This is a genomic window from Cohnella hashimotonis (genome assembly GCF_030014955.1).
Taxonomy (GTDB): Bacteria; Bacillota; Bacilli; order Paenibacillales; family Paenibacillaceae; genus Cohnella; species Cohnella hashimotonis.
Map to the genome: position 1 here is coordinate 1,074,583 of NZ_JAGRPV010000001.1, position 20,800 is coordinate 1,095,382.

The following is a 20,800-nucleotide window of genomic DNA, read 5'->3' on the forward strand; positions in this document are numbered from 1 at the left end:
ATAACAATAAAAATGAATATTTATTAGTTTTGCACGAATTTTCGAAGCAATTCCCGAACGATTTCCCGTTACCTCGCCGTTTTCCTTCGATTATTCGGGCGTTTATGCGCTGCCAATAATATTGTAGCAGATCATATTATTCCGCGCCGCATCCCGCCTGCCGTTCGTCGAACTTTATTTGACCGGCCGGACGCCGTCGAACCGTTGGCTCTCGACACCCTATTTTTTCTATAGAAAGGTTGCGCTTCATCATGACACAATTCGTGAACGGATTGCCCCCGAAGCAGGGGTTGTACGATCCGCAATATGAGCGGGATGCTTGCGGAATGGGATTCGTCGCCCATATCAAAGGCCGGAAGTCGCATGAGATCGTCGAGCAGGCGCTAAGTCTTCTTATTAACATGGAGCACCGCGGCGGCCAAGGCGCGGAGCCGAATTCCGGGGACGGAGCAGGCATCCTGCTGCAGATCCCCCACGATTTCTTTGCGCGCGAGACCGGTTTTTCCCTGCCCGAGCCCGGACAGTATGCGGTCGGCATGGTATTCCTGACGCAGGACGATTCGCGCCGCGCCGAACACGAGGCGCTGCTGGAAGGCATCGCTGCAGAAGAAGGTCTGTCCGTTATCGGATGGCGTACGGTTCCGACCGACGACAGCACGCTGGGCATCTCCGCGAAGCGCGTCAAGCCGTTCGTGCGCCAGGTGTTCATCGGTCGTCCCGCGGCGCTCGCCGACGATCTGGCGTACGAGCGCAAGCTGTACGTGCTGCGCAAGCGCGCCGAGAAGGCGATCCGCTATTCCGGCATTCCGGACGGCGAGATCTTCTACGTGCCGAGCTTGTCTTCCAAGAAGATCATCTACAAAGGCATGCTCACTACGGAGCAGGTCGGGCATTTCTATACGGAGCTTCACGACCCCGCGCTCGTTTCGGCGATCGCGCTCGTCCACTCCCGTTTCTCGACGAATACTTTTCCGAGCTGGGAGCGCGCGCATCCGTTCCATTATCTGATTCACAACGGGGAGATCAACACGCTCCGCGGCAACGAGAACTGGATGCACGCCCGTCAGACGCTGTTCGAATCCGAGCTGTTCGGAGACGATCTGGAGAAGGTCAAGCCGGTTATCAACCATGACGGCTCCGACACCGGCAAGTTCGACAACACGTTCGAGTTCATGTACCTTGCGGGCCGTCCGCTCGCACACTGCGCGATGATGATGGTTCCTGAGCCTTGGCAGAACGACGAGCAAATGGACGACGACAAGCGCGCCTTCTACGAATACCACAGCACCTTGATGGAGCCATGGGACGGTCCGGCCGCGATGGGCTTCACCGACGGCGTCCAGATCGGCGCCGTCCTGGACCGCAACGGCCTGCGTCCAGCACGCTATTGCGTAACCAAGGACGATATCATCATCATGGCTTCCGAAGCCGGCGTCATCGAGATTCCGCAAGAGGAGATCGTGCTCAAGGACCGTCTGCGTCCGGGCCGCATGCTGATGGTCGATACCAAGGAAGGCCGGATCATCGCCGACGAGGAGCTCAAGAAAGGGATCGTATCCGAGCATCCTTATCGCGAATGGCTCAGCGAGCATCTCGTCGACCTGGAGGAGCTGCCGGAGGCGCTCGAATTGCCTGAACTCGACCACGCGACTGTACAGCAGCGCCAACAGGCGTTCGGCTATTCGTTCGAGGACGTGCGCAAGATCATCGAGCCGATGGCGACCGCAGGCGTCGAGCCGCTCGCTTCGATGGGCTACGATGCGCCGCTCGCGGTGCTGTCCGATCGTCCGCAGCGTCTGTTCAACTACTTCAAGCAGCTGTTCGCGCAGGTGACGAACCCGCCGATCGACGCGATTCGCGAAGAGATCGTCACGTCCACCTACACGACGGTCGGACCGGAGCGCAATCTGCTCAATCCGGAACCGGAGAGCTGCCGTCATATCCGTCTCGTCTCGCCGATTCTGTCCAACGAGGACTTCGCCAAGCTGCGCCATGTCCATCGTCCGGGCTTCAAGTCGATCACGCTGCCGATCTACTTCCCGGCAGGCGAGGGCGAAGCCGGCCTGAAGCAGGCGCTCGACGAGCTGTGCGCGGCGGTCGACCGCGTCATGAAGCACGGCCACAACATCCTGATTTTGTCGGACCGCGGCATCGACGCTGACAATGCGGCCATTCCTTCGCTGCTCGCCGTCTCGACGGTACATCACCATCTGATCCGTCAGGGCACGCGGACCAAGGTCAGCATCCTGCTCGAATCCGGCGAGCCGCGCGAAGTGCATCACTTCGCGCTGCTGATCGGCTACGGCGTCAGCGCGGTCAATCCGTATCTGGCGTTCGAGACGCTCGACGATCTGATCCGTCAGGGCATGATGCGCAATATTTCGCACGAGAAGGCAGTCAAGAACTATCTGAAGGCCGCAAATAAAGGCGTCGTGAAGGTGCTGTCCAAGATGGGCATCTCCACGATCCAATCTTACCGCGGCGCGCAGATCTTCGAAGCGATCGGGCTGCGCGGCGACCTGATCGACAGTCACTTCACGTGGACGCCTTCACGGATCGGCGGCGTCGGTCTCGAGACGATCGCAAGCGACACGCTGAAGGCGCATGCCCGTGCTTATGCAACGCAAGAAGGCGCGGAGCGCGAGCTGGACTCCGGCGGCGATTATCAGTGGCGCAAGGACGGCGAGGATCACCTCTTCAATCCGAAGACGATCCACACGCTCCAGATGGCGACGCGGTCCAACGACTACAAGCTGTACAAGAAGTTCGCCTCGCTCGTCCAGGGAGAATACGAGGAGATCCGTACGCTGCGCTCGCTGCTCGACTTTAAGCTCGATCAGCCGCCGGTGCCGATCGAGGAGGTCGAGCCGGCCGAGTCGATCTTCAAGCGGTTCAAGTCCGGCGCGATGTCGTTCGGCTCGATCTCGAAGGAAGCGCACGAATCGCTCGCGATCGCGATGAACCGCATCGGCGGCAAGTCCAACTCGGGCGAGGGCGGCGAAGATCCCGCGCGCTTCATCCCGGATGCCAACGGCGATTCCCGCCGCAGCGCGATCAAGCAGGTCGCTTCGGGACGCTTCGGCGTCACGAGCTACTACCTGTCCAACGCCGACGAGATCCAGATCAAGATGGCGCAAGGCGCGAAGCCGGGCGAAGGCGGACAGCTGATGGGCCGCAAGGTATATCCTTGGGTCGCCGAAGTGCGCGGCACGACGCCGGGCGTAGGCCTGATCTCGCCGCCGCCGCATCACGATATTTATTCGATCGAGGATCTGGCCGAGCTGATCCACGATCTGAAGAACGCGAATCCGAAGGCGCGGATCAACGTCAAGCTCGTCTCCGAAGTCGGCGTAGGCACGATCGCTGCAGGCGTAGCCAAGGGACGCGCGGACGTCATCCTCGTCAGCGGCTACGACGGCGGCACCGGCGCTTCGCCGATCGGCTCGATCCGCCATGCGGGTCTGCCGTGGGAGCTGGGCCTCGCCGAGACCCATCAGACGCTGATCCTGAACAATCTGCGCGACCGCGTGGTCGTGGAGACGGACGGCAAGATGATGACCGGCCGCGACATCGCGGTCGCAGCGCTGCTCGGCGCCGAAGAATACGGCTTCTCGACCGCTCCGCTCGTCGTGCTGGGCTGCATCATGATGCGCGTCTGCCAGCTCGACACTTGTCCGGTCGGCGTCGCGACGCAGAACCCCGAGCTTCGCAAGAAGTTCATGGGCGATCCGGAGTACGTCGTCAACTATATGCGCTTCCTCGCCGAAGACCTTCGCGAGATCATGGCGCAGCTGGGCTTCCGCACGATCGAAGAGATGGTCGGCCGTACGGACCGCCTCGATACGAAGAAGGCGATCTCGCACTTCAAGGCGAACGGCGTGGATCTGACCGACCTGCTGTATATGCCGGAGCTGCCGGAAGGCTCGTTCCGTTACAACCGCAAATCGCAGAATCACGGCCTCGAGGAGTCGCTCGACATGCAGCATCTGCTGCAGGCGGCGCTCCCGGCGATCGAGAACGGCGAGCGCGTGCGCGGCACGTTCCCGATCAGGAACACGAACCGCGTCGTCGGCACGATCGTCGGCCACGAAGTGACGAGCCGCCACGGCAAAGCCGGGCTGCCCGAAGACACGATCGCGTTCCACTTCGTCGGTACGGCCGGACAGAGCTTCGGCGCGTTCATTCCGAAGGGCATGACACTGACGCTTGAAGGCGACGCCAACGACTACATCGGCAAAGGACTGTCGGGCGGCAAGCTTGCCGTGTTCCCTTCACAGTCCGCGACCTTCAAGGCGGAGGACAACATCATTGCCGGCAACACGGCGCTATACGGCGCGACCGGCGGAGAAGCTTATATCCGCGGCGTTGCGGGCGAGCGGTTCGCAGTCCGCAACAGCGGCGCGAATGTCGTCGTCGAAGGCGTGGGCGACCACGGCTGCGAATACATGACGGGCGGACGCGTCGTCATCCTCGGGCGTACGGGGCGCAACTTTGCAGCCGGCATGTCAGGTGGCATCGCATACGTCGTCGATTGGAACGGCGACTTCGTCAAGCGCTGCAATTTCGAGATGGTCAGCCTGGAGTCTCTCGAGGATGAGCGGGAGATCGCCGAAGTGCGCGGCCTGATCGAGAACCATGTCCGCTACACCGACAGCGAGCTCGGCGAGCGTGTCCTGAGCGATTGGGAAGCCGTCCTGCCCAAGGTAGTCAAGGTCATTCCGAAGGACTACAAGCGGATGATGGAGCAGATCGAAAAGGTGCAGGCGCAAGGACTTAGCGGCGAGCAAGCGCTCCTTGCTGCGTTCGAAGCCAATATGCGCGATCTGTCGCGTGTCGGCGGCAATTGACGATTTTCGCGTTATGACGACAATCGACACGATCCTTCGACTGCGGAAAAAGCGGTAAGAAGGGGAATAAAACAGACTTTTAACACATAAAAATACGGAATCGGGCGAAGGATCATGCGCTCCGTTCCGTATTTTTTTTATACCGGAAATGCAGGAATACCGATTGCGAGAATGGGCTTTTCAAATTCGGCGCGAGAAGCCGTTCAAAGCCTGGAATCCCGCGCGATAAGCGGGTTTTTGGACTTTTTGCTCCTATGTCAGAGAAGCTATCCTGGCGCGAAGAACGGATCGGTCTGTGTCCCGAATGCATGACTCCGGTAGGATCAGGCAGCGTTTTTCATCCCTCGACTCGACAAGTCGATAAAAAAAATTCGGCGACATACATCACTCGACACCCTCCGCATTCCTTGTCCCTTATAATAAGGATTAGTTGAATTAGGTTTCATTTTCCAGAGAGGGGATTTAGGTGCGGAGATGGAGAGGGAGAGGGATCCAGGCTTAGAATCGTCCGGGAATAACCCCGTCGAGATTAGCATTCATACCATTCTTACCCAGCTTGGCATCGACGTCAGCAAATGGGAAGCGTTTGAAGAGGAAGAAAAGAGGAAAGAACAACAGAATATCGTGTAATCAAAGAAAAATACCCCGACCGCCCCAAGCGGCATCGGGGTATCTTGCATATGGTGCACATCATGCGTTCAGCCCAGCGACCTCTCGGCTCTGATAAAAGCGATAAAGCGCTTGGCTTCTTCCTTGGACAGCCGCCGGCCGTCGATCGTTAACGCAAAGCTCTCCAGCAGTTGGTCTGCATCGGAAAGCTCTAATTGATCGGTGAACTGGCGCACCTCAGCATCCAACGTCATCTGGGGCTGGTGTGTTCTTCCCACAAGATAGTCGATCGATACTTGGAATAGATCGGCCAACTTGGTCAGCATTTCCGTATCAGGTTCTCGCCTGTTTTTCTCGTAATGCGAGAGGGCGGCCCGGGTAATGCCAAGGGAAGAGGACAATTCTTCTTGTGTCCAGCCGGATTGATCACGAAGATAGGCGATGCGGCTGCCAATATTCATACGAATTCCCTCCTTTTATCCCGTCACTTTTAATGATAAACGTTTACCGATACATTTGCATTAGTTGATACGAAACGTCACATTAAGTTAAGTTAAGCGCTTTTATAAACAGTATACGTAGTGTATCGGATTGATATACATTTCCCCAAGGAATGGCCCTTACGCCGATTGCGGGTAAGGGCCTGTTCAATCGTTTGGACGTTTAAGTCAACGGTTGAATGCTTATCTGACCTTGATCGTTAACCGTCAGCCGAAAGCGCTTGCCGCCAGGAGACGTAAGAATGATGCCGTCTCCTGGCCGTACAAGCTCGACATCGTCATCGGCGGCGATATGGTAGCGCGGCGAAAAGGCGGCTAACGGTCCTTCGGAAAGCATCAGGCCGGCAAAATAGGTAGGGCGGTCGCGGGGGAGCTCGAGCGATACCTGTGAATAGATTACGGCTTGATCCGTCGGCGTATTGTCGATGCCCGTTATTTTGGACCAGGAACCACGAGGATAGACAGTTTGACTGTAATAGGCGCGTCTGTCGATCGCGGCGGCTGTGCTGGCAGGGCCGGTTGCGTTCAAGCGGACATTGACGCCGCTCTGGGAAGTCGAATAAGCCCACAAGCTAAGCGACAGCGGAATGGAAGACGACGGATAAGATGCGGTTGCCAGATTGATTTGCAGCTGGCACAGGGCTGCATTGGCCGCAGGCGAGAATTGCAGAATCGCGGGAACGGGACCCAGCTCTTCGCGAAATATGCCGGGTGGCGGAACCGGCGAAGCTGCAGAAACCGTCAGCGTACCTCCAACGACTTTGTAAGAAGAGGGCGACTCCGGATTTTGCAGCAGGTTGCCGCGAACGACAGGATTAAAGGCGCGCAGCGTCCGGTCCCGGAGCAACGTTGCCGCGCTAAGCGACCGTTCAACATAAGGTTCTTTGGAAACGATCGTAGAGTAGTCCAGCGAGAGTCCTTCGAGGTCGGAAGTCGTCGCGAGCTTTTCGATTCTGGCCGCCCCCAAGGCACCGGGAGCCGGCGATGAGTAAAGATTGCCGGTTACGTGGCCGCGAGGGATATCGCTGTTGCCCAGCGTTCCGAGCCAAACGGCATATTGCTGACGTTGGGCGGCAGGGAGCAAGCTGTCGGGCAGCGCGAACTGCCATCCCTGCCTTGGATTCGAGTACTGGTAAGCGCTCCAGCTAAGTCCGAATCCGCCGGTGACGATGATATTCGACTCGGATTTGGGCAGCAGCTTGATGGCCGCTTCTCCGACCTGTTCATGCTGCACGGTATTAAATATACAGCTTAGACCTAACACCGAGTTGACCGAGGCATACAAGTCTGTATCGTCTATGACCTGATAGACCGAATAAGGAGAAAATCCCATATGAACGCGATGGAGCTGGGCGCCGAAGCCGCCGCTGTGATTGGAGACCGACTTGACGCCGAGCATCAATCCGCTGAACACGCCCGTGATATCGCAGCTTTCAAAATAGTAATCCCCGGTATTGCGCGAACAGTAGACGCCGACGAGCCCGCTCAGCATACAATTGTAGAAGTATACGTGCCCGACGTCGTTATCGAGCAGTACGCCGGCTTTGAGCGAACTTGTACGGACTTCATGGAACGACGGCCTGGCGGAGCCGGTTATGCGAATACCGCTGCTGCCGGATACGAACATATCGTAATGTTGTCCGCCGAACAAGGAAGGATCCGCCCAGGTCGGCGTATTCAAGGAGTAGGTCTCCCGGCCGCTGCCTACGCTGATGCCGGATAAGACGGTATTGGCGCCCGAGATTTCCAGGCAAGGCTTCAGATCGTACGGCGCATACGGTTTAAACAGCAGATTGACGGTACCGTTGCCCGAAAGAGCGGCAGTCTGGACTGCGAGCGTGTCCCACACCGGGTAATAACCGGAGGGGAATGCAAGCTTGCCCAGGGCTCCCGAAGCGGCCAACGCGCGTTTGATTGGAATCGTATCGTCGTGCTCAATGAACTTGTTTACCGCAATCGGAGAGGAAGCGGCCAACGTCAGCTCCGTCGTGCCGCCGCCTGCGACGATCCGGGCTACGAACGAGCCGGGTGCCGGCAGCAGCGCAGGAATTGCCGGCGCATCGCTGCGAATCCCCGCGCCGCTGTCGGTCCATGTCGTATTCTGGACGCGTGCGAGCAGCTTGGCGGAGGCGGCGGTTCTTCCGTAAATGGCATAAGCTGCGGCATTAGTTGCCGGCGCCCAGCTCAAGACGACGGCGTTCAACGGCGTTATGGCGGCCGGCGCGTTGTTTACGGTTAGCGTCGCAGGCGCCGATATGCCGCCCGTGTCGTCCAACGCTACAACAGCGTAGCTGTATGCGGTTTTTCCGGTCATTCCTTTGATGGCTGCTTGTAACTTCGTTGGTGCCGCTGCGCGACAGGGTGCCGCATCCGGAATCGACACATATTCTCCATTGCGGAAATCGAGCTTGCTTTGAAGCTTTAATAGATTGGCGTTTTTACCGATTGCGCCCATAACGCTGTTCCTGCTGCCCGATGCGCCAAACCACTGGGGATAAACCTCCGGGACGTCCATCGGTCCGGCAATTTGACCTTCTCCTCCGAATATCGGATAAAGCCCCGCGGAGATTTGACTGAGCATAGAGACGGTCACGCCCGGATCGGGTTCAAGTATAGCCTGATCGGTCATCAGGACGGACAGGCTCTTGGGAAATTCCAAGCTCGTTCCCAGCCTGTAGCGGCCGGGAGGGAACAAGATCCCCGCCGTTTTAGGCGTCGAACCCGTATTCGAGGCGTTGGCTGCTGCAATCGCATTCGCAATCGCTCGCGTGTCGTCGTTCGTGCCGTTGCCTGCGGCGCCGTAATCTTTGACGTTCAGATAGCCTTCCATGGCGGTCTTCACCTCTCCCGATACTTAGATTGGCCATAATAGCGGCTACTCTATGTTATTCGGGTCGGGAGTTCGAGCGACGGCGCTTGTACGCATGATTAACCGGCTTGCGGCCAGAGTACGCCTTGAACATCGTAATTCCAAGCGGGATATCGCGTTTGAACGGAATCCGCGTCACCCTGCAATTCGATGCTGACGCCGTCTCCGACATGGAAATCGGGTAAAAAGATACTTGCCGGGGCGCCCTCATTCACGAGCAATTCAGCGATATTATCGTCTCCGTCGACGACGGTCACGGGTTCTTTGACCTGACTGTCGCTTGCCCAATATAACGTATAGTCGAAAGGCTTGTTCTGGTTGTTTTCGACGGTAAACACAAAATCGTAAGATTGACCGGCGGCAAGGCGAATCGAACCGGACTTATTGTTGGTCGTACCGCAGCCGTTAATTACATATTTGCTGTCTATCATCAACGAGAACTTGCAAGGGTTCATATCGATCAGGAATGTATACTCTTCAGCGTACTCCGGTTGAATCTTGCCTTTGAACACCCATACGCCCTTGCCCAATTGCGCTTTTTTGCTTGTTATCATCGGAACCGAGACGACCGAAGCGGGCGTTGGCGAAGATATATTCTCGTATCGGCTGAGCGTGAACGTTCCTCCGCTTCGTATCGGATAGGGGCCCCATCGGATTTTTGCGGTGCCCGACCGATTGGAACTAAAGGTCAAATTGGCGCCGGAATCCTTTTTCTCCAGGCGGACATCGCTGATAAGCGGGCTTGGATTTGACTTGTTTTCTTCAATCATTAAAAAGCGGGGGTAATCCGAGCTGCTTACCTCGACCGTCAAGGAACGGGGCGTGCTCTCCAGAATAAGCGCAGGAATCCGCTGATCGGAGATAGGATCGTATGAATATGCCGTTACCCCCTGACCGTTCACATTGTTTAACGTAATCTCAAATTTCTGATTGGGCATGGCGTATCGGAGCGGGTCGAGGACGGACTTGTCTTTTTGCCATTCCTTCGTCAAATCCCTCGTTACGACGTAGTACCCGATCGCAAACCGATTGGCATTCAACTGATAGGGCAAAATAGCGAGATCGTCCATGTTGTTCGTGTCCGGATGATCGGCCGTACCGTTGCCGGGAAGGGCGACTTGCGGATTCTTTTCGACGATGCGCGACACTTCGATAGACCTGGGATTGTCGATAAGCTGCCCCGATCTCATGACCTTGGTTACTCTGGCAAGAGCGTCTATTTGAGGACCTGCAAGATTTCGCGCTTTTTCGGTCAGCTTGTAGCCGTTTCTGCTCAACTCTTCAAAGAAGGCGTCGTTAATAAGTCCATAGTTGAGATCTCCGCCTTTCGCGGAATAAAGCTCTACGGTTTGCACGCCTTTGTGGCTGTAGAAGGTGAAGAGCCGGAGCGTGGACTTGGCGCCGATTTGCTGCATGAGCGATCGAAGACGGTTGTCGTTTTTGCTTACGCCCGCTTGCGAAGCGATCTTTTCCGAGAACGGGCTTCGCCACCAGTTGGTTTCGGTCATCCATACCTCTGCCTGCCGGCCGTCTCCGGAATTCGAATAGCGTCCATGCGGGCTGAAGGGCCCGGGGAAGGGCTGCAGGTCTCTGACGATGTATTCGGTATGGTAGGCGTAGAACCAATATTCGGGCATGGCATACGTATGAGCGGGGAGGTAATCTTTGCTACCCGGATTGATTTGCCCATTCGCGGAGATGTACTTTTTGTTATCGGTCTGCGCATTGTGCGCGAATGACGATTGCGGTCCGTTATAGCCCGTATAGTAATGTCTGCTGAAGCCGGCCTCTCCGGCAAAGAGCTCCGCTCCATTTTCCCACGGCCGCTGGTTCGAGAAGCCGCTGATAACGCGCACGCCGGCGAGCTTTTTTTGTTTGGCAAAAGCGATGGTCATCGGCAGCAGGACTTCGCCACCTGAGGCTTTGCGGTTGCCTAGCGTATACACGGGGTATTGAGAAAATTGCAGCTTCGGGTCGTAGTAATTGCCGATATCGAGAAATTGGCTTCCGAACGTCATTTCATTCCACACTTCGAGATCGAATCCCTTGTCCGCCGGATTGTTTTGCGTACCTAAAGCGTCCATAAGCATCTTCGTGACCGTGTTCAAGTATACGTTCCAGCCGTTCAGGGTTTGCTGGGCTGCGGGGTTGTCCTTTCCGTCGGCGAATTTCGTCCCGGAAAGCGGGCGGTATTTCAGTCGAGTAAGATTGAGCATGCCTGCCTTCAAGTCTTTTGATAGGGGGGCCGACAGCGTCAATTTGCCTGTCTTGGCGTCGACGGCCGTAATGACCGGGTACATGGTCTGATAAGCTTGACCGCTTAAGCCGGTATACTGGGGGACGATGCCTGAAACGTTGTCTACGTAGATGGCCTTGTCTCCTTTGGAAGCGCTTTTCTTTAAATGAAGCTTTAGCGTTTTGCCGGGAACGGGATTGCCTGCATTGGCATTCAACAGGACAATCGGCCGGATGCCGTGCTTCTTGAGCGCAGAGACGATAGAAACGAATCGGCTGCCCTGCGGCTCGCTCAGCACGTTTTCATTATCGAAAGAAACATTGCCCCAGCCGATTTCGATTCGAGCGGAACCGATTCCGGCTTCGGAGAGCAGCTGGGCCGTCGCGTCCGCTTCTTGCGGACTCACGCCGTTCAGGACTACGCCAAGCGTGTCGAGGAAACGGCTGCCATCCCAGGTGTCCATGTATGAGCGCCAGGGCGCGCGGTCGATCGAGGAAACGCCGAACGGTATTTCTTGCTGTTTCCAATCGACATAGGGCCGATTCATCGTTTTTTCGTTCGGGCTTGCTTGGTCGACCGCCGCCGAAGTTCGAGGCTCCGCAAAACCTGACCATTCATAACCGATCGCCCCAAGCAGCAATAACAATCCTAGTACAGCGGCACCTGTCCATAGCGAACGCAAACGACGGTACCTTTTAAATAAAATGACGAGCAAAGCTCAACACCTGCCTAACGGGTCTATAGGTTTATTGATACACAATGTATCATATATAGGCGAAAAAATCGAGAAGGGGATCTGATTCGCATTTTAAAAAAGTGGTTGACACATGTTGGCATGTAAGTTAAATTAAAACCACAAACGATACAGATAGTATCAAAAACCGAACGAGACGATACGAATGGGATCGGAGGGGGAGCTTGGATGAGCGCAATAGCAGGCATATTTAATTACGGAAGCGCGGATACGAGGAGCCCTTATGACGAAGGGATATCGCTCATGGGTTCCCTCTCCCGATATCCCGCGGACGACGTTCGAATGTGGAGCAGCGGAAGGCTGTTTCTCGGCTGCCATGCCCAGTGGGTGACGCCGGAATCGATCGGGGAAATTCTCCCCTGGTATGACGGCCAACGCGGACTTGCCATTACGGCCGATGCGATTCTCGACAATCGTGAGGAATTGGCGAATCAATTAGGCGTTCCGCCTGCCGAACTTGCCGAACTGCCCGACGCTCGCTTGCTTTTGCTAGCCTATACGAAATGGGGAGAAGACATGCCCCGGCATTTAATCGGGGACTTCGCCTTCGCCATTTGGGACGAATCCGAGGAGACGCTCTTCGGGGCAAGAGATTTCACTGGCAACAGAACCCTCTATTATAACGATAACGGCGCTCGTTTCGCCTTTTGCACGACCATCGCTCCTTTGCTGCCGCTGGACGGCGTCGGCGACAAGCTGAATGAAACCTGGATCGCGGAATACCTGGCCAGCCCCAGCCGACTGGAGACCATCGATGCTGCCTCGACCGTATTCGGGCGCGTCAAACAGTTGCCTCCGTCCCATACCTTTACGATGCGGGCCGGGAACTTGCGAGTGAAAAGGTACGGCACGTTCGAACATGCCGGTACGTTAAAGCTCTCCTCCGACGGAGAATACCACGAGGCTTTTTTAGAGGTATTTGGAAAAGCGGTCGCCAGTCGATTGCGGACCTATAAGGAAGCGGGTTCCTTCTTGAGCGGTGGCCTCGACTCGGGCACGGTCGTAGGTCTGGCAGCAAGAGAATTGCGGCGAAGAAATAAGGTCTTGCATACATACAGCGCGATACCGCTGGAGTCCGGAGGGGCCTGGACGTCCAAAAGCCGGGTTGCCGACGAGCGTCCCATGATCTCTGCGACGGTGGCGCACGTAGGCAATATTCGTGAGAACTATTTACGATTCGAAGATCGAAGCCCCCTTACCGAGATGGACGAATGGCTCGACACGATGGAGATGCCCTATAAATTTATCGAAAACTCCTATTGGTTCGGAAATATTTTCGAGCAAGCGGCAAAGGATGGCGTCGGCGTCCTGCTTAACGGCGCGCGCGGCAATTTCACCGTATCGTTCGGACCCGCGCTGGAATATTACGCTTTACTGCTCAAACGGCTCAGGTTCGTGAAGCTTTACAGAGAAATTTATCAGTACAGCCGGTTTAAAGGCATCGGCCGCCGAAGAGTGCTGGGCTTTATGAAGGACAGGTTGTTTCCCGCGAAGATCCCTGCGGACGAGAGAAGCGCGCTGACCGGATTGATCGCGCCGGAGCTTGCGGCGCGGACCGGCATTTTCGCGAAATTGACGGAAGCGGGCATCGACTTGTCCGGTAAGCGACTGCCCGACATGATCTCCGCACGGCGCGATCAATTCGAGCAGGTTCATCATTGGACGAACAGCGGCACTAGCGGTACAAAGTTGTCGCTGCGGCACGGCGTCTGGTATCGGGATCCTACCAACGATCTGAGAGTCGTCCGATTCTGTCTGTCCGTGCCGCTCGATCAATATGTGAGGGACGGAATGGACAGAGCTTTAATACGGAGGGCTACGGAGGGTTTGCTTCCCGACGAAGTGCGGTTAAACGGCAAAACGAGAGGAATTCAAGGCGCCGACGGCATCGCGCGACTCGCGCCTTCATGGCCGCAATTCGTCAAGGAAATCGAGGAGATGTGCCGGAACGACACGATGGCCGAGTGGCTGCATATGCCGGTCGTCCGCGCTGCGGCATCAAAATACAAGGACATACCCGGACCTGCTGCCATCTACGAAGCCGATCTTACGCTGCTCATGCGCAGTCTCGTCTTATTCAGATTCGTTAACCGCTTGAAAGGAGGTGATTTACATGAACAAAGAATGGACGAAGCCTTCGCTGGAAGTGCTTGAGGTAAAACTGACGTTCGCCGGCCCTGGCGTAACGATTCCGGACTCCCTTGATCCGGACGAAGCGACTCAGCACCACAGCTAATGCATCCTCAGCAAGGGCCCTTATACGCAAACGTATGAGGGCCTTTGCGATGAAAAATCCCCCTGGAGTGAAGCGGATGGCGACAAGCACGTTAAAAAAGCAGGCTTACAAGGCTTTCGGATGCACGATGCTGAGCGATATCGCGTTTCCCGAATTACCGAAATGCGAAGGGCATGAAGGATATGCCGAGTCGCAAGGCATAATCGTCGAACTGGCTGATCTCACCGAATCGTGGTCAGCGCTGTCGCAGCCGGGGCGCAGCTCGTACGCAGCGCCGGGCCGGGTTATGTTCCGAGTGCCGGGAACGGCGATCTACGATATCAAAGATGGACGGCATATTGCCGTATGCCCGGAGGAAACCGCAGACGAAGACGAGCTGCGCTTGTTCATTCTCGGTTCGTGCATGGGCGCGGCATTAATGCAGCGGGGACTCCTGCCGCTTCACGGCAGCGCGGTGGCGATTGACGGACAGGCCTACGGTATCGTGGGCGATTCGGGTGCAGGAAAGTCGACGTTGGCTGCAGCGTTTCTTCAGGCGGGTTTCCCGCTCATTAGCGATGACGTTATCGCGCTCGATTTTTCCGGCGGGTATGCCAGACCGCTGGTCATCCCTTCTTATCCGCAGCAGAAACTATGGCAGCAAAGTCTGGACGGCTTCGGCATTTCGAATGAATCGCTCCGTCCGATCTTTAAGCGCGAGACCAAATTTGCCGTACCGCTTAAAGCGGGCTATCATTCGCAGCCGATTCCGCTCGCCGGCATCTTCGAGCTCGTAAAGTCCGATCAGAAAGAGCCGTCGCTTGTTCCTGTGGTCAAGCTGGATAGGCTGTCTCTCCTGCGACGTCATACGTACCGGCAATTTTGGCTGGATCGGTTGGGGTTGACGGATTGGCATTTTCGCAAGACGGCCGAATTGGCCGCCCGTATCGACATTTTTAGGCTGGAACGTCCTGACGCGGGCTTTACCGCACCGGACTTGGTGAAGCGTATGCTTCATATTTTATCAAAGGAAGGCTGGTCACCATGACGATTGAAACGGCGATTCCGCAACAGGCTACGATTCGGCAGACGCCAGGCAATATTGTCAGCGATATGGACGGAGAAAAAGTGATGCTGAACGTTCAACTCGGCAAATATTTTAATCTTGGCGAAATCGGCGGGCGAGTCTGGGAACTGATCGGGAACGTAACGACCGTCGAAGCGCTTGTCGATCAATTGACAGCCGAGTATGCGGTCGAGCGGGAGACTTGCGAGGCGCATGTCCGGTCTTTTCTGGCGCAGCTCTCCGAGCAGCAATTAATTACGGTATCGGCCGCAGGAGGGCCGGATGAGCGCGCTTAGATGGGTGACGCGCATCGCTTCCGCGGACAGCCAAGACAGACGAATGTTCTTGGAGGCTCTGGCCTATCTTTCATGGGCACGGTTTCTAATCCTACTCCCCTTCCATAAATATGCGCGTTTACTAGGGCAACCTATGTCGGAAACTTCCCTTGAAACGGAACCAGGCAACCGAGAACTCGCTTCCCGCGTCTCCTCCGCCATTCGCAGAGCCGGAAGGCTGACTCCGCTAGATACGAGATGTTTGGTCCGCGCGATCGCGGCAATGAAAATGCTTAAGCGAAGAGGCGTCGAGAGTACGTTGTACTTAGGTACGGCCAAGGACAAGGACGGGCGTATGATCGCTCATGCCTGGCTTCGGTGCGGAAACCTGTACGTGACCGGGGCTACAGAGATGCGGGGGTTCACGGTCGTCGGCAAATTTGCCCGGCATATCATTCCAGCGGAACATGAGGGATCGCAATGACGGCAATCGTTAGAGACGAAAATGTTGGCTTCTTTTGCGACGAGATGGCGCTATTGCAGGACTTGCTGCGCCGGAGCGCAGCGGAAGCGTCGATGGATGACGATCCATTCGCTTCGGTGGATTGGCCCCGTTTTTTGAAGCTTGCCAAAAACCATCGGGTATATCCCGTATTGTCGGCGTACCTCAACAAAAAAACGACTGAAATTCCCGACTACGTGAAGGCCGAGCTGGATACGGAAAGTCGGTACAACCGATTCAAGATGCTTTCGCTGGCTGCAGAGATGAGCAGAATTTCGGCTTGCCTGGCATCGGGCGGCATCCGTTCTCTTGTGCTCAAAGGGCCGTTGCTTGCGCAGGATCTGTACGGGGATCTCTCGAAAAGAACCTCCAAGGATCTGGACATCCTCATTCCTGCCGCAAAACTTGATAAGGCAAGGTCCTTATTGGCGGAGCTGGGATATGAATGCGAGAGAGAGCAGCTGCCGAACGTGCTGAACGGCTGGAAATGGAGACATCACCATGTTTCCTTCATTCATCCCTCTCATTCCTTACAGATCGAGATCCATTGGCGTCTGGCGCCGGGACCGGGAAGAGAGCCGGGCTTTGACGATTTATGGTCGCGCAGGCGCGAGCATTCGTTCGGCAGCGGCCAAGTCGCCTATCTGGGTCCGGAAGATCAATTTTTGTATTTGATTCATCATGGCGCGCGCCACGGCTGGTTCCGGCTCCGCTGGCTCTGCGACATAGACGTTCTGGCCCGTCGCGAGCTCGATTGGTCCTCATGCGCGCGGTTATCGGCGCGGTACGGGACCGGACATTTGGTCGGGCAGGCGCTTATACTTGCCTCTCGATTTTTTCATACGCCCGTTCCCAAGGAACTGGAGAGCTTTACAAGATTAAAGCGGGCAGGCGAGCGAATTCCGCAAGTGCTCCTGTTTATTCGGGAATCGCTGGAAAATGCGCCGCCCGAGCGCGTACGGACATACGAGCGGTATTTGTTTGCCATTAAGCCGCGGAGACAAAAGCTTCTATATTTGCTCAGCCTGCTCTATCCCTATCCTATGGATGCCAAAACGCTCCCGTTGCCTGCATCGTTCCACTTTTTGTATTTTCCGTTGCGTCCCGTGCTATGGATATGGAGAAAGCTGGACAGAACGGGCAAACCTTCTCTTGTCAAAGGCGGTGAATCTAAACTCCTATGAGATCCGCACTGTTTTTTTTGATGCAGCTGCGTGCATTTGCGGGGCGCGGGCTTTACTGGAACGTGCTGGGCATGATTGCGGTCAGCATGTTGGAGGGAATCGGGCTGATACTGCTCATCCCGATGCTTGGCATGGGCGGCATCTCCGGCATAGACGCAGCTTCATCGCCGATATCGGCCTGGCTCGCTCCGATCAGCGGCCTTCCATCCGCCTGGCAGCTTCCGGTCGTGCTCGGATTATTCGTTTTTATCGTGCTTACGCAAGCGCTGCTCAAACAAAGGGTCTCTCTGCAAAATGCCAGAATGAATCAAAAGTTTGAATTTCGGCTGCGCAGCGATACGTATCGCGGCATTTTGCAGGCAAACTGGGAGTATTTCATCCGCATGCGCAAATCCGATCTCATCAATGCGCTAACCGGAGAGCTGGCTCGCGTAAACGGAGGCATCACGCTATCGCTTCAATTGCTCGCTTCCGTTATCTTTACCATCATCCAGATCGGCCTGGCGTTCTGGCTGTCGCCGGTCATTACGTTAATCGTGCTGATTTGCGGGGCCGTTTTGGCATTTTTCATGCGTCGTACGCTGCGTAAAGCGAAAACACTCGGCAACCGGTCGTCCGATCTGGCGAGACAATATCTGGCGGGCATCTCCGATCAGCTTAGCGGGATCAGGGAGATCAAGACGAATGCGCTGGAGCGATCGCGACTATCCTGGTTAGAGTCGGTTAGCGCTGAAATTCACGAAGAGCAATACGCGTTTTTAAAGCTCAGAAGCAAATCGCAATCCGCCTACCAGGCCGTCTCCGCCATTCTAATCGCGCTATTTTTGTTCGTATTCGTGCATATGCTCCATACCCGGCTCGAACAACTGATTTTGATCGTCCTTATCTTCTCCCGTCTATGGCCGCGTTTTACCGGCATTCAATCCAATCTCGAACAGATCGCTTCCTATTTGCCGTCTTTACGGTCCGTGCTGGGCATTCAAGCCGATTGCAGGGCCGCGGCGGAGTTGTCCTTCGGGGACGAGATAAAGTCCGAAGGCATGGCGATCCGTCAAGCGCTGGCGTGCCGATCCGTATACTATCGTTACGATGTCACGCAGCCTCGTTATGCCCTGCGCAATATAGACCTGTCCATTCCGGCGCTGGGCATGACGGCCGTCGTAGGGCGTTCCGGCGCGGGCAAGAGCACGCTTATCGATTTGCTCATGGGATTGACGACGCCCGAACGGGGAAGCATCGCCATCGACGGAATCCCGTTAACCCGGGAGCGATTGCACGCGTTCAGACAATCGGTTGGATACGTTCCGCAGGATCCGTTTTTGTTTAACGATACGATTCGCAACAATCTCTTGCTGGTCAAGCAGGATGCCTCGGAAAATGAACTTTGGGAGTGTCTGGAATTTTCTGCGTCCGCGGATTTCGTACGCAAGCTTCCGCAAGGGCTGGATACATTTATTGGAGACCGCGGCGTACGCTTATCGGGCGGAGAGAGACAGCGGCTCGTCCTGGCCAGGGCGATTCTCCGAAAACCTTCCATCCTTATTTTGGATGAGGCGACAAGCGCGCTTGATTCGGAAAACGAATTAAAAATCCAGGAGGCGCTGGAGAAGCTGAGAGGCCGTATGACGCTTGTCGTCATCGCTCATCGCTTGTCCACGATTAGAGGCGCGAATCAAGTTATCGTTCTGGATCAAGGCGAAGTCGTACAATCCGGCTCGTTTTCCGAGCTGGCCGCCGAGAAAAGGGGACTATTCGGCAGTCTTCTGGAAAACCAGACCTTGGCCGCTTCGGGTTAAAGCGCGTAAATACGCGGCATGTTTCTATAAGAATATGCAACGAATCAACGGAACAACGCGAGTCCATTCGCTTGTTCCGTTTTTTCTCGTTTTTGAAGCCGAGCCCGGCTTCTTTTTTCGACAAACGCGAGAGGTTGCCGAACCGTATCGTTGGAAGCGCTTAAGAGAAAATTGCAGGTATATCGCCGATTTTTTGCCGCAACGCCGTTTGGACGAAGCCGACAAAACTCCAAAAATCATTTGACAGGATACAAATTGTATCATAAACTAATGCTGTCCTAGGATACGAAGTGTATCCTTTGTTTACATCACATCGTCCAAATCAATCTTCTGTATCACCACATTAATGCTTAGGGGCGGATAAACATGGATCTGGAATTCAAAAAGTACATGACGGCAGTCAAGAAGCGCTTCTGGGTCATTGTTCTTGCGGTGTTGGTGGCCTGCGCTTCCGCTTTCTTTTATTCGCGAAGCATGGAGGCCGATTACTATTCGGCCAGCACCAAGCTGATCGTGAACAAAACGTCCCAGGTGCTCGGCGGCGAGCAGATGGATCTCAACGCAATTGGCGTGAGCATGCAGCTCATGGGAACGTATGCGCAAATCATTTTATCGCCGGCCATTATGGATAAGGTCGTCGAACAATATCCCGATCTGGGACTCACATCGAATGGGCTTACGGGCATGATCACCGTGCGGCCTCTCGGCGAGACCCAGGTCATGGTCATCGCTGCGCGCGATACGAGCTACGCACGGGCCGCCGAGGCCGTAAACGCCGTGACGGACGTGTTCCAGGCGGAGATTCCCAAGATCATGAAAGTAGACAATGTGACGGTCCTGAACAAGGCTAAAGAAAATGAACCCACCGCTCCTACCGGTCAAAGCCTTACTAAAAATATGATGATTGCTTTTCTCGTCGCCTTCACGCTGGCGACCGGCGTTATCGTTCTTTTAGAGTATTTGGACACGTCAATCAAATCCGAAGAGGAAATCTGGCAGCTATTCGGGGTGCAAACCTTCGCGGTCGTTCCCCGCATACGAAAGAGAGACTTTCGCCGGAAACTCAAAAAAGCAGAAGGGGCCGAGCGGCCTGTCCATGCAACGGCAACGATTAGAACGGAGGGCAAAGCCTGATGACCACCCCCGCATTGAGATCCGCGACTATTATGGACAGCAACCCCTTTTCGCCAGTCTCCGAAACGTACCACACGCTAAGGGCCAACATTGAATTTCTGTCGAACAAAAATCCGATCGAAGCGATTACGATCACCTCCACCGAATGGGGCGAAGGCCGGACGACAACGGCGGTCAATCTGGCGCTTGCCTACTCGAGATCCGGCAAAAAGGTGCTTTTGATCGACGCGGATTTGAGGAGGCCTACGCTGCATGCGATTCTGGGGCAGCTTCGCAGAGACGGGCTAAGCAACTACCTGGCTAACCAGCAGACGCTTCAAGACATCGTTAAAGAATCCGGCTATTCCAATCTTCATGTGATTACGGCTGGCGATCAACTGCCAGGGCCGACCGAGCTGCTGTCCTCGGGCAGACTCGCAGAGCTGTTCGAAGAGCTGAAAGGTCGTTACGATCGCGTCATCGTGGACGCATCGCCTTTGACGGCCGCGGCCGACGCGCAGATCGTGGCTGCCGCTACAGATGGCGTCGTGCTCGTCGTCGCGTACGCGAGCACGAAGCGGGCCGAGCTGCAGAAGACCGCGAAGACGCTCTCCCAGAACGGAACGCCATTGCTCGGAATCGTGCTTAATAAGGCCGAACGCAACGGATAAAGGACTACGGATAAAAGACTTCTACATAAATCGATGCGTCGTATCGACGGACGCAAGGTAATGCCTACCGGACCTTTATCACCGTAGGCACTCGGCCATGCTGTGGGTGATTCGTCACCTTAGGCGTGCATCGTCAAGGGTGTGGCGTGAGGAGGGGTTAGAT

13 protein-coding genes are annotated in these 20,800 nt (G+C 55.7%); 10 read left to right on the top strand and 3 right to left on the bottom strand.

Features of this window, described 5'->3' with window-relative positions:
• Positions 1 to 251 precede the first annotated feature (251 nt).
• Positions 252 to 4,847, top strand: coding sequence for a glutamate synthase large subunit (gene gltB / locus KB449_RS04185; RefSeq protein ID WP_282907166.1), 4,596 nt, complete (start codon positions 252 to 254; stop codon positions 4,845 to 4,847).
• Between the two features lie 698 nt (positions 4,848 to 5,545).
• Here gltB and KB449_RS04190 read toward each other — a convergent pair.
• The 3 genes from KB449_RS04190 to KB449_RS04200 all read right to left on the bottom strand — a co-directional run bounded on the left by KB449_RS04190 (position 5,546) and on the right by KB449_RS04200 (position 11,707).
• Positions 5,546 to 5,917 carry a helix-turn-helix domain-containing protein gene (locus KB449_RS04190; RefSeq protein ID WP_090110849.1) on the bottom strand — a complete coding sequence of 124 codons (372 nt, stop codon included), beginning with the start codon at positions 5,915 to 5,917 and terminating at the stop codon, positions 5,546 to 5,548.
• 202 nt (positions 5,918 to 6,119) lie between these two features.
• A complete protein-coding gene (locus KB449_RS04195) occupies positions 6,120 to 8,786 on the bottom strand; it encodes a glycosyl hydrolase family 28-related protein (RefSeq protein WP_282907167.1) in 2,667 nt (888 codons plus the stop codon).
• A 98-nt stretch (positions 8,787 to 8,884) separates the two neighbouring features.
• Positions 8,885 to 11,707: a hypothetical protein gene (locus KB449_RS04200; protein WP_282907168.1), complete on the bottom strand. Its 2,823-nt coding sequence runs from the start codon at positions 11,705 to 11,707 to the stop codon at positions 8,885 to 8,887.
• A gap of 276 nt (positions 11,708 to 11,983) precedes the next feature.
• On the opposite strand from KB449_RS04200, the gene KB449_RS04205 reads away from it, so the two are divergent.
• The 9 genes from KB449_RS04205 (at position 11,984) to KB449_RS04245 (ending at position 20,637) form a co-directional block, all read left to right on the top strand.
• Complete coding sequence (locus KB449_RS04205) at positions 11,984 to 13,969, top strand: asparagine synthase-related protein (RefSeq protein WP_282907169.1); 1,986 nt, start codon at positions 11,984 to 11,986, stop codon at positions 13,967 to 13,969.
• Positions 13,929 to 14,051, top strand: a complete 123-nt coding sequence (locus KB449_RS04210) for a paeninodin family lasso peptide (RefSeq protein WP_110468933.1) — start codon at positions 13,929 to 13,931, stop codon at positions 14,049 to 14,051. The genes KB449_RS04205 and KB449_RS04210 overlap by 41 nt, the downstream gene beginning before the upstream one ends.
• A gap of 76 nt (positions 14,052 to 14,127) precedes the next feature.
• Positions 14,128 to 15,078 carry a phosphoenolpyruvate carboxykinase (ATP) gene (locus tag KB449_RS04215; RefSeq protein WP_282907170.1) on the top strand — a complete coding sequence of 317 codons (951 nt, stop codon included), beginning with the start codon at positions 14,128 to 14,130 and terminating at the stop codon, positions 15,076 to 15,078.
• Positions 15,075 to 15,392, top strand: coding sequence for a lasso peptide biosynthesis PqqD family chaperone (locus KB449_RS04220; RefSeq protein WP_282907171.1), 318 nt, complete (start codon positions 15,075 to 15,077; stop codon positions 15,390 to 15,392). The genes KB449_RS04215 and KB449_RS04220 overlap by 4 nt, the downstream gene beginning before the upstream one ends.
• Positions 15,379 to 15,855, top strand: coding sequence for a lasso peptide biosynthesis B2 protein (locus KB449_RS04225; protein WP_434082484.1), 477 nt, complete (start codon positions 15,379 to 15,381; stop codon positions 15,853 to 15,855). Before KB449_RS04220 ends, KB449_RS04225 begins: the two co-directional genes overlap by 14 nt.
• Positions 15,852 to 17,057, top strand: a complete 1,206-nt coding sequence (locus tag KB449_RS04230) for a nucleotidyltransferase domain-containing protein (protein ID WP_282907172.1) — start codon at positions 15,852 to 15,854, stop codon at positions 17,055 to 17,057. Before KB449_RS04225 ends, KB449_RS04230 begins: the two co-directional genes overlap by 4 nt.
• Positions 17,054 to 18,853 carry an ABC transporter ATP-binding protein gene (locus tag KB449_RS04235; protein ID WP_282907173.1) on the top strand — a complete coding sequence of 600 codons (1,800 nt, stop codon included), beginning with the start codon at positions 17,054 to 17,056 and terminating at the stop codon, positions 18,851 to 18,853. Before KB449_RS04230 ends, KB449_RS04235 begins: the two co-directional genes overlap by 4 nt.
• A gap of 366 nt (positions 18,854 to 19,219) precedes the next feature.
• Positions 19,220 to 19,987, top strand: a complete 768-nt coding sequence (locus KB449_RS04240; protein ID WP_282907174.1) for a YveK family protein — start codon at positions 19,220 to 19,222, stop codon at positions 19,985 to 19,987.
• Positions 19,987 to 20,637: a CpsD/CapB family tyrosine-protein kinase gene (locus KB449_RS04245; protein ID WP_282907175.1), complete on the top strand. Its 651-nt coding sequence runs from the start codon at positions 19,987 to 19,989 to the stop codon at positions 20,635 to 20,637. Before KB449_RS04240 ends, KB449_RS04245 begins: the two co-directional genes overlap by 1 nt.
• Positions 20,638 to 20,800 lie beyond the last annotated feature (163 nt).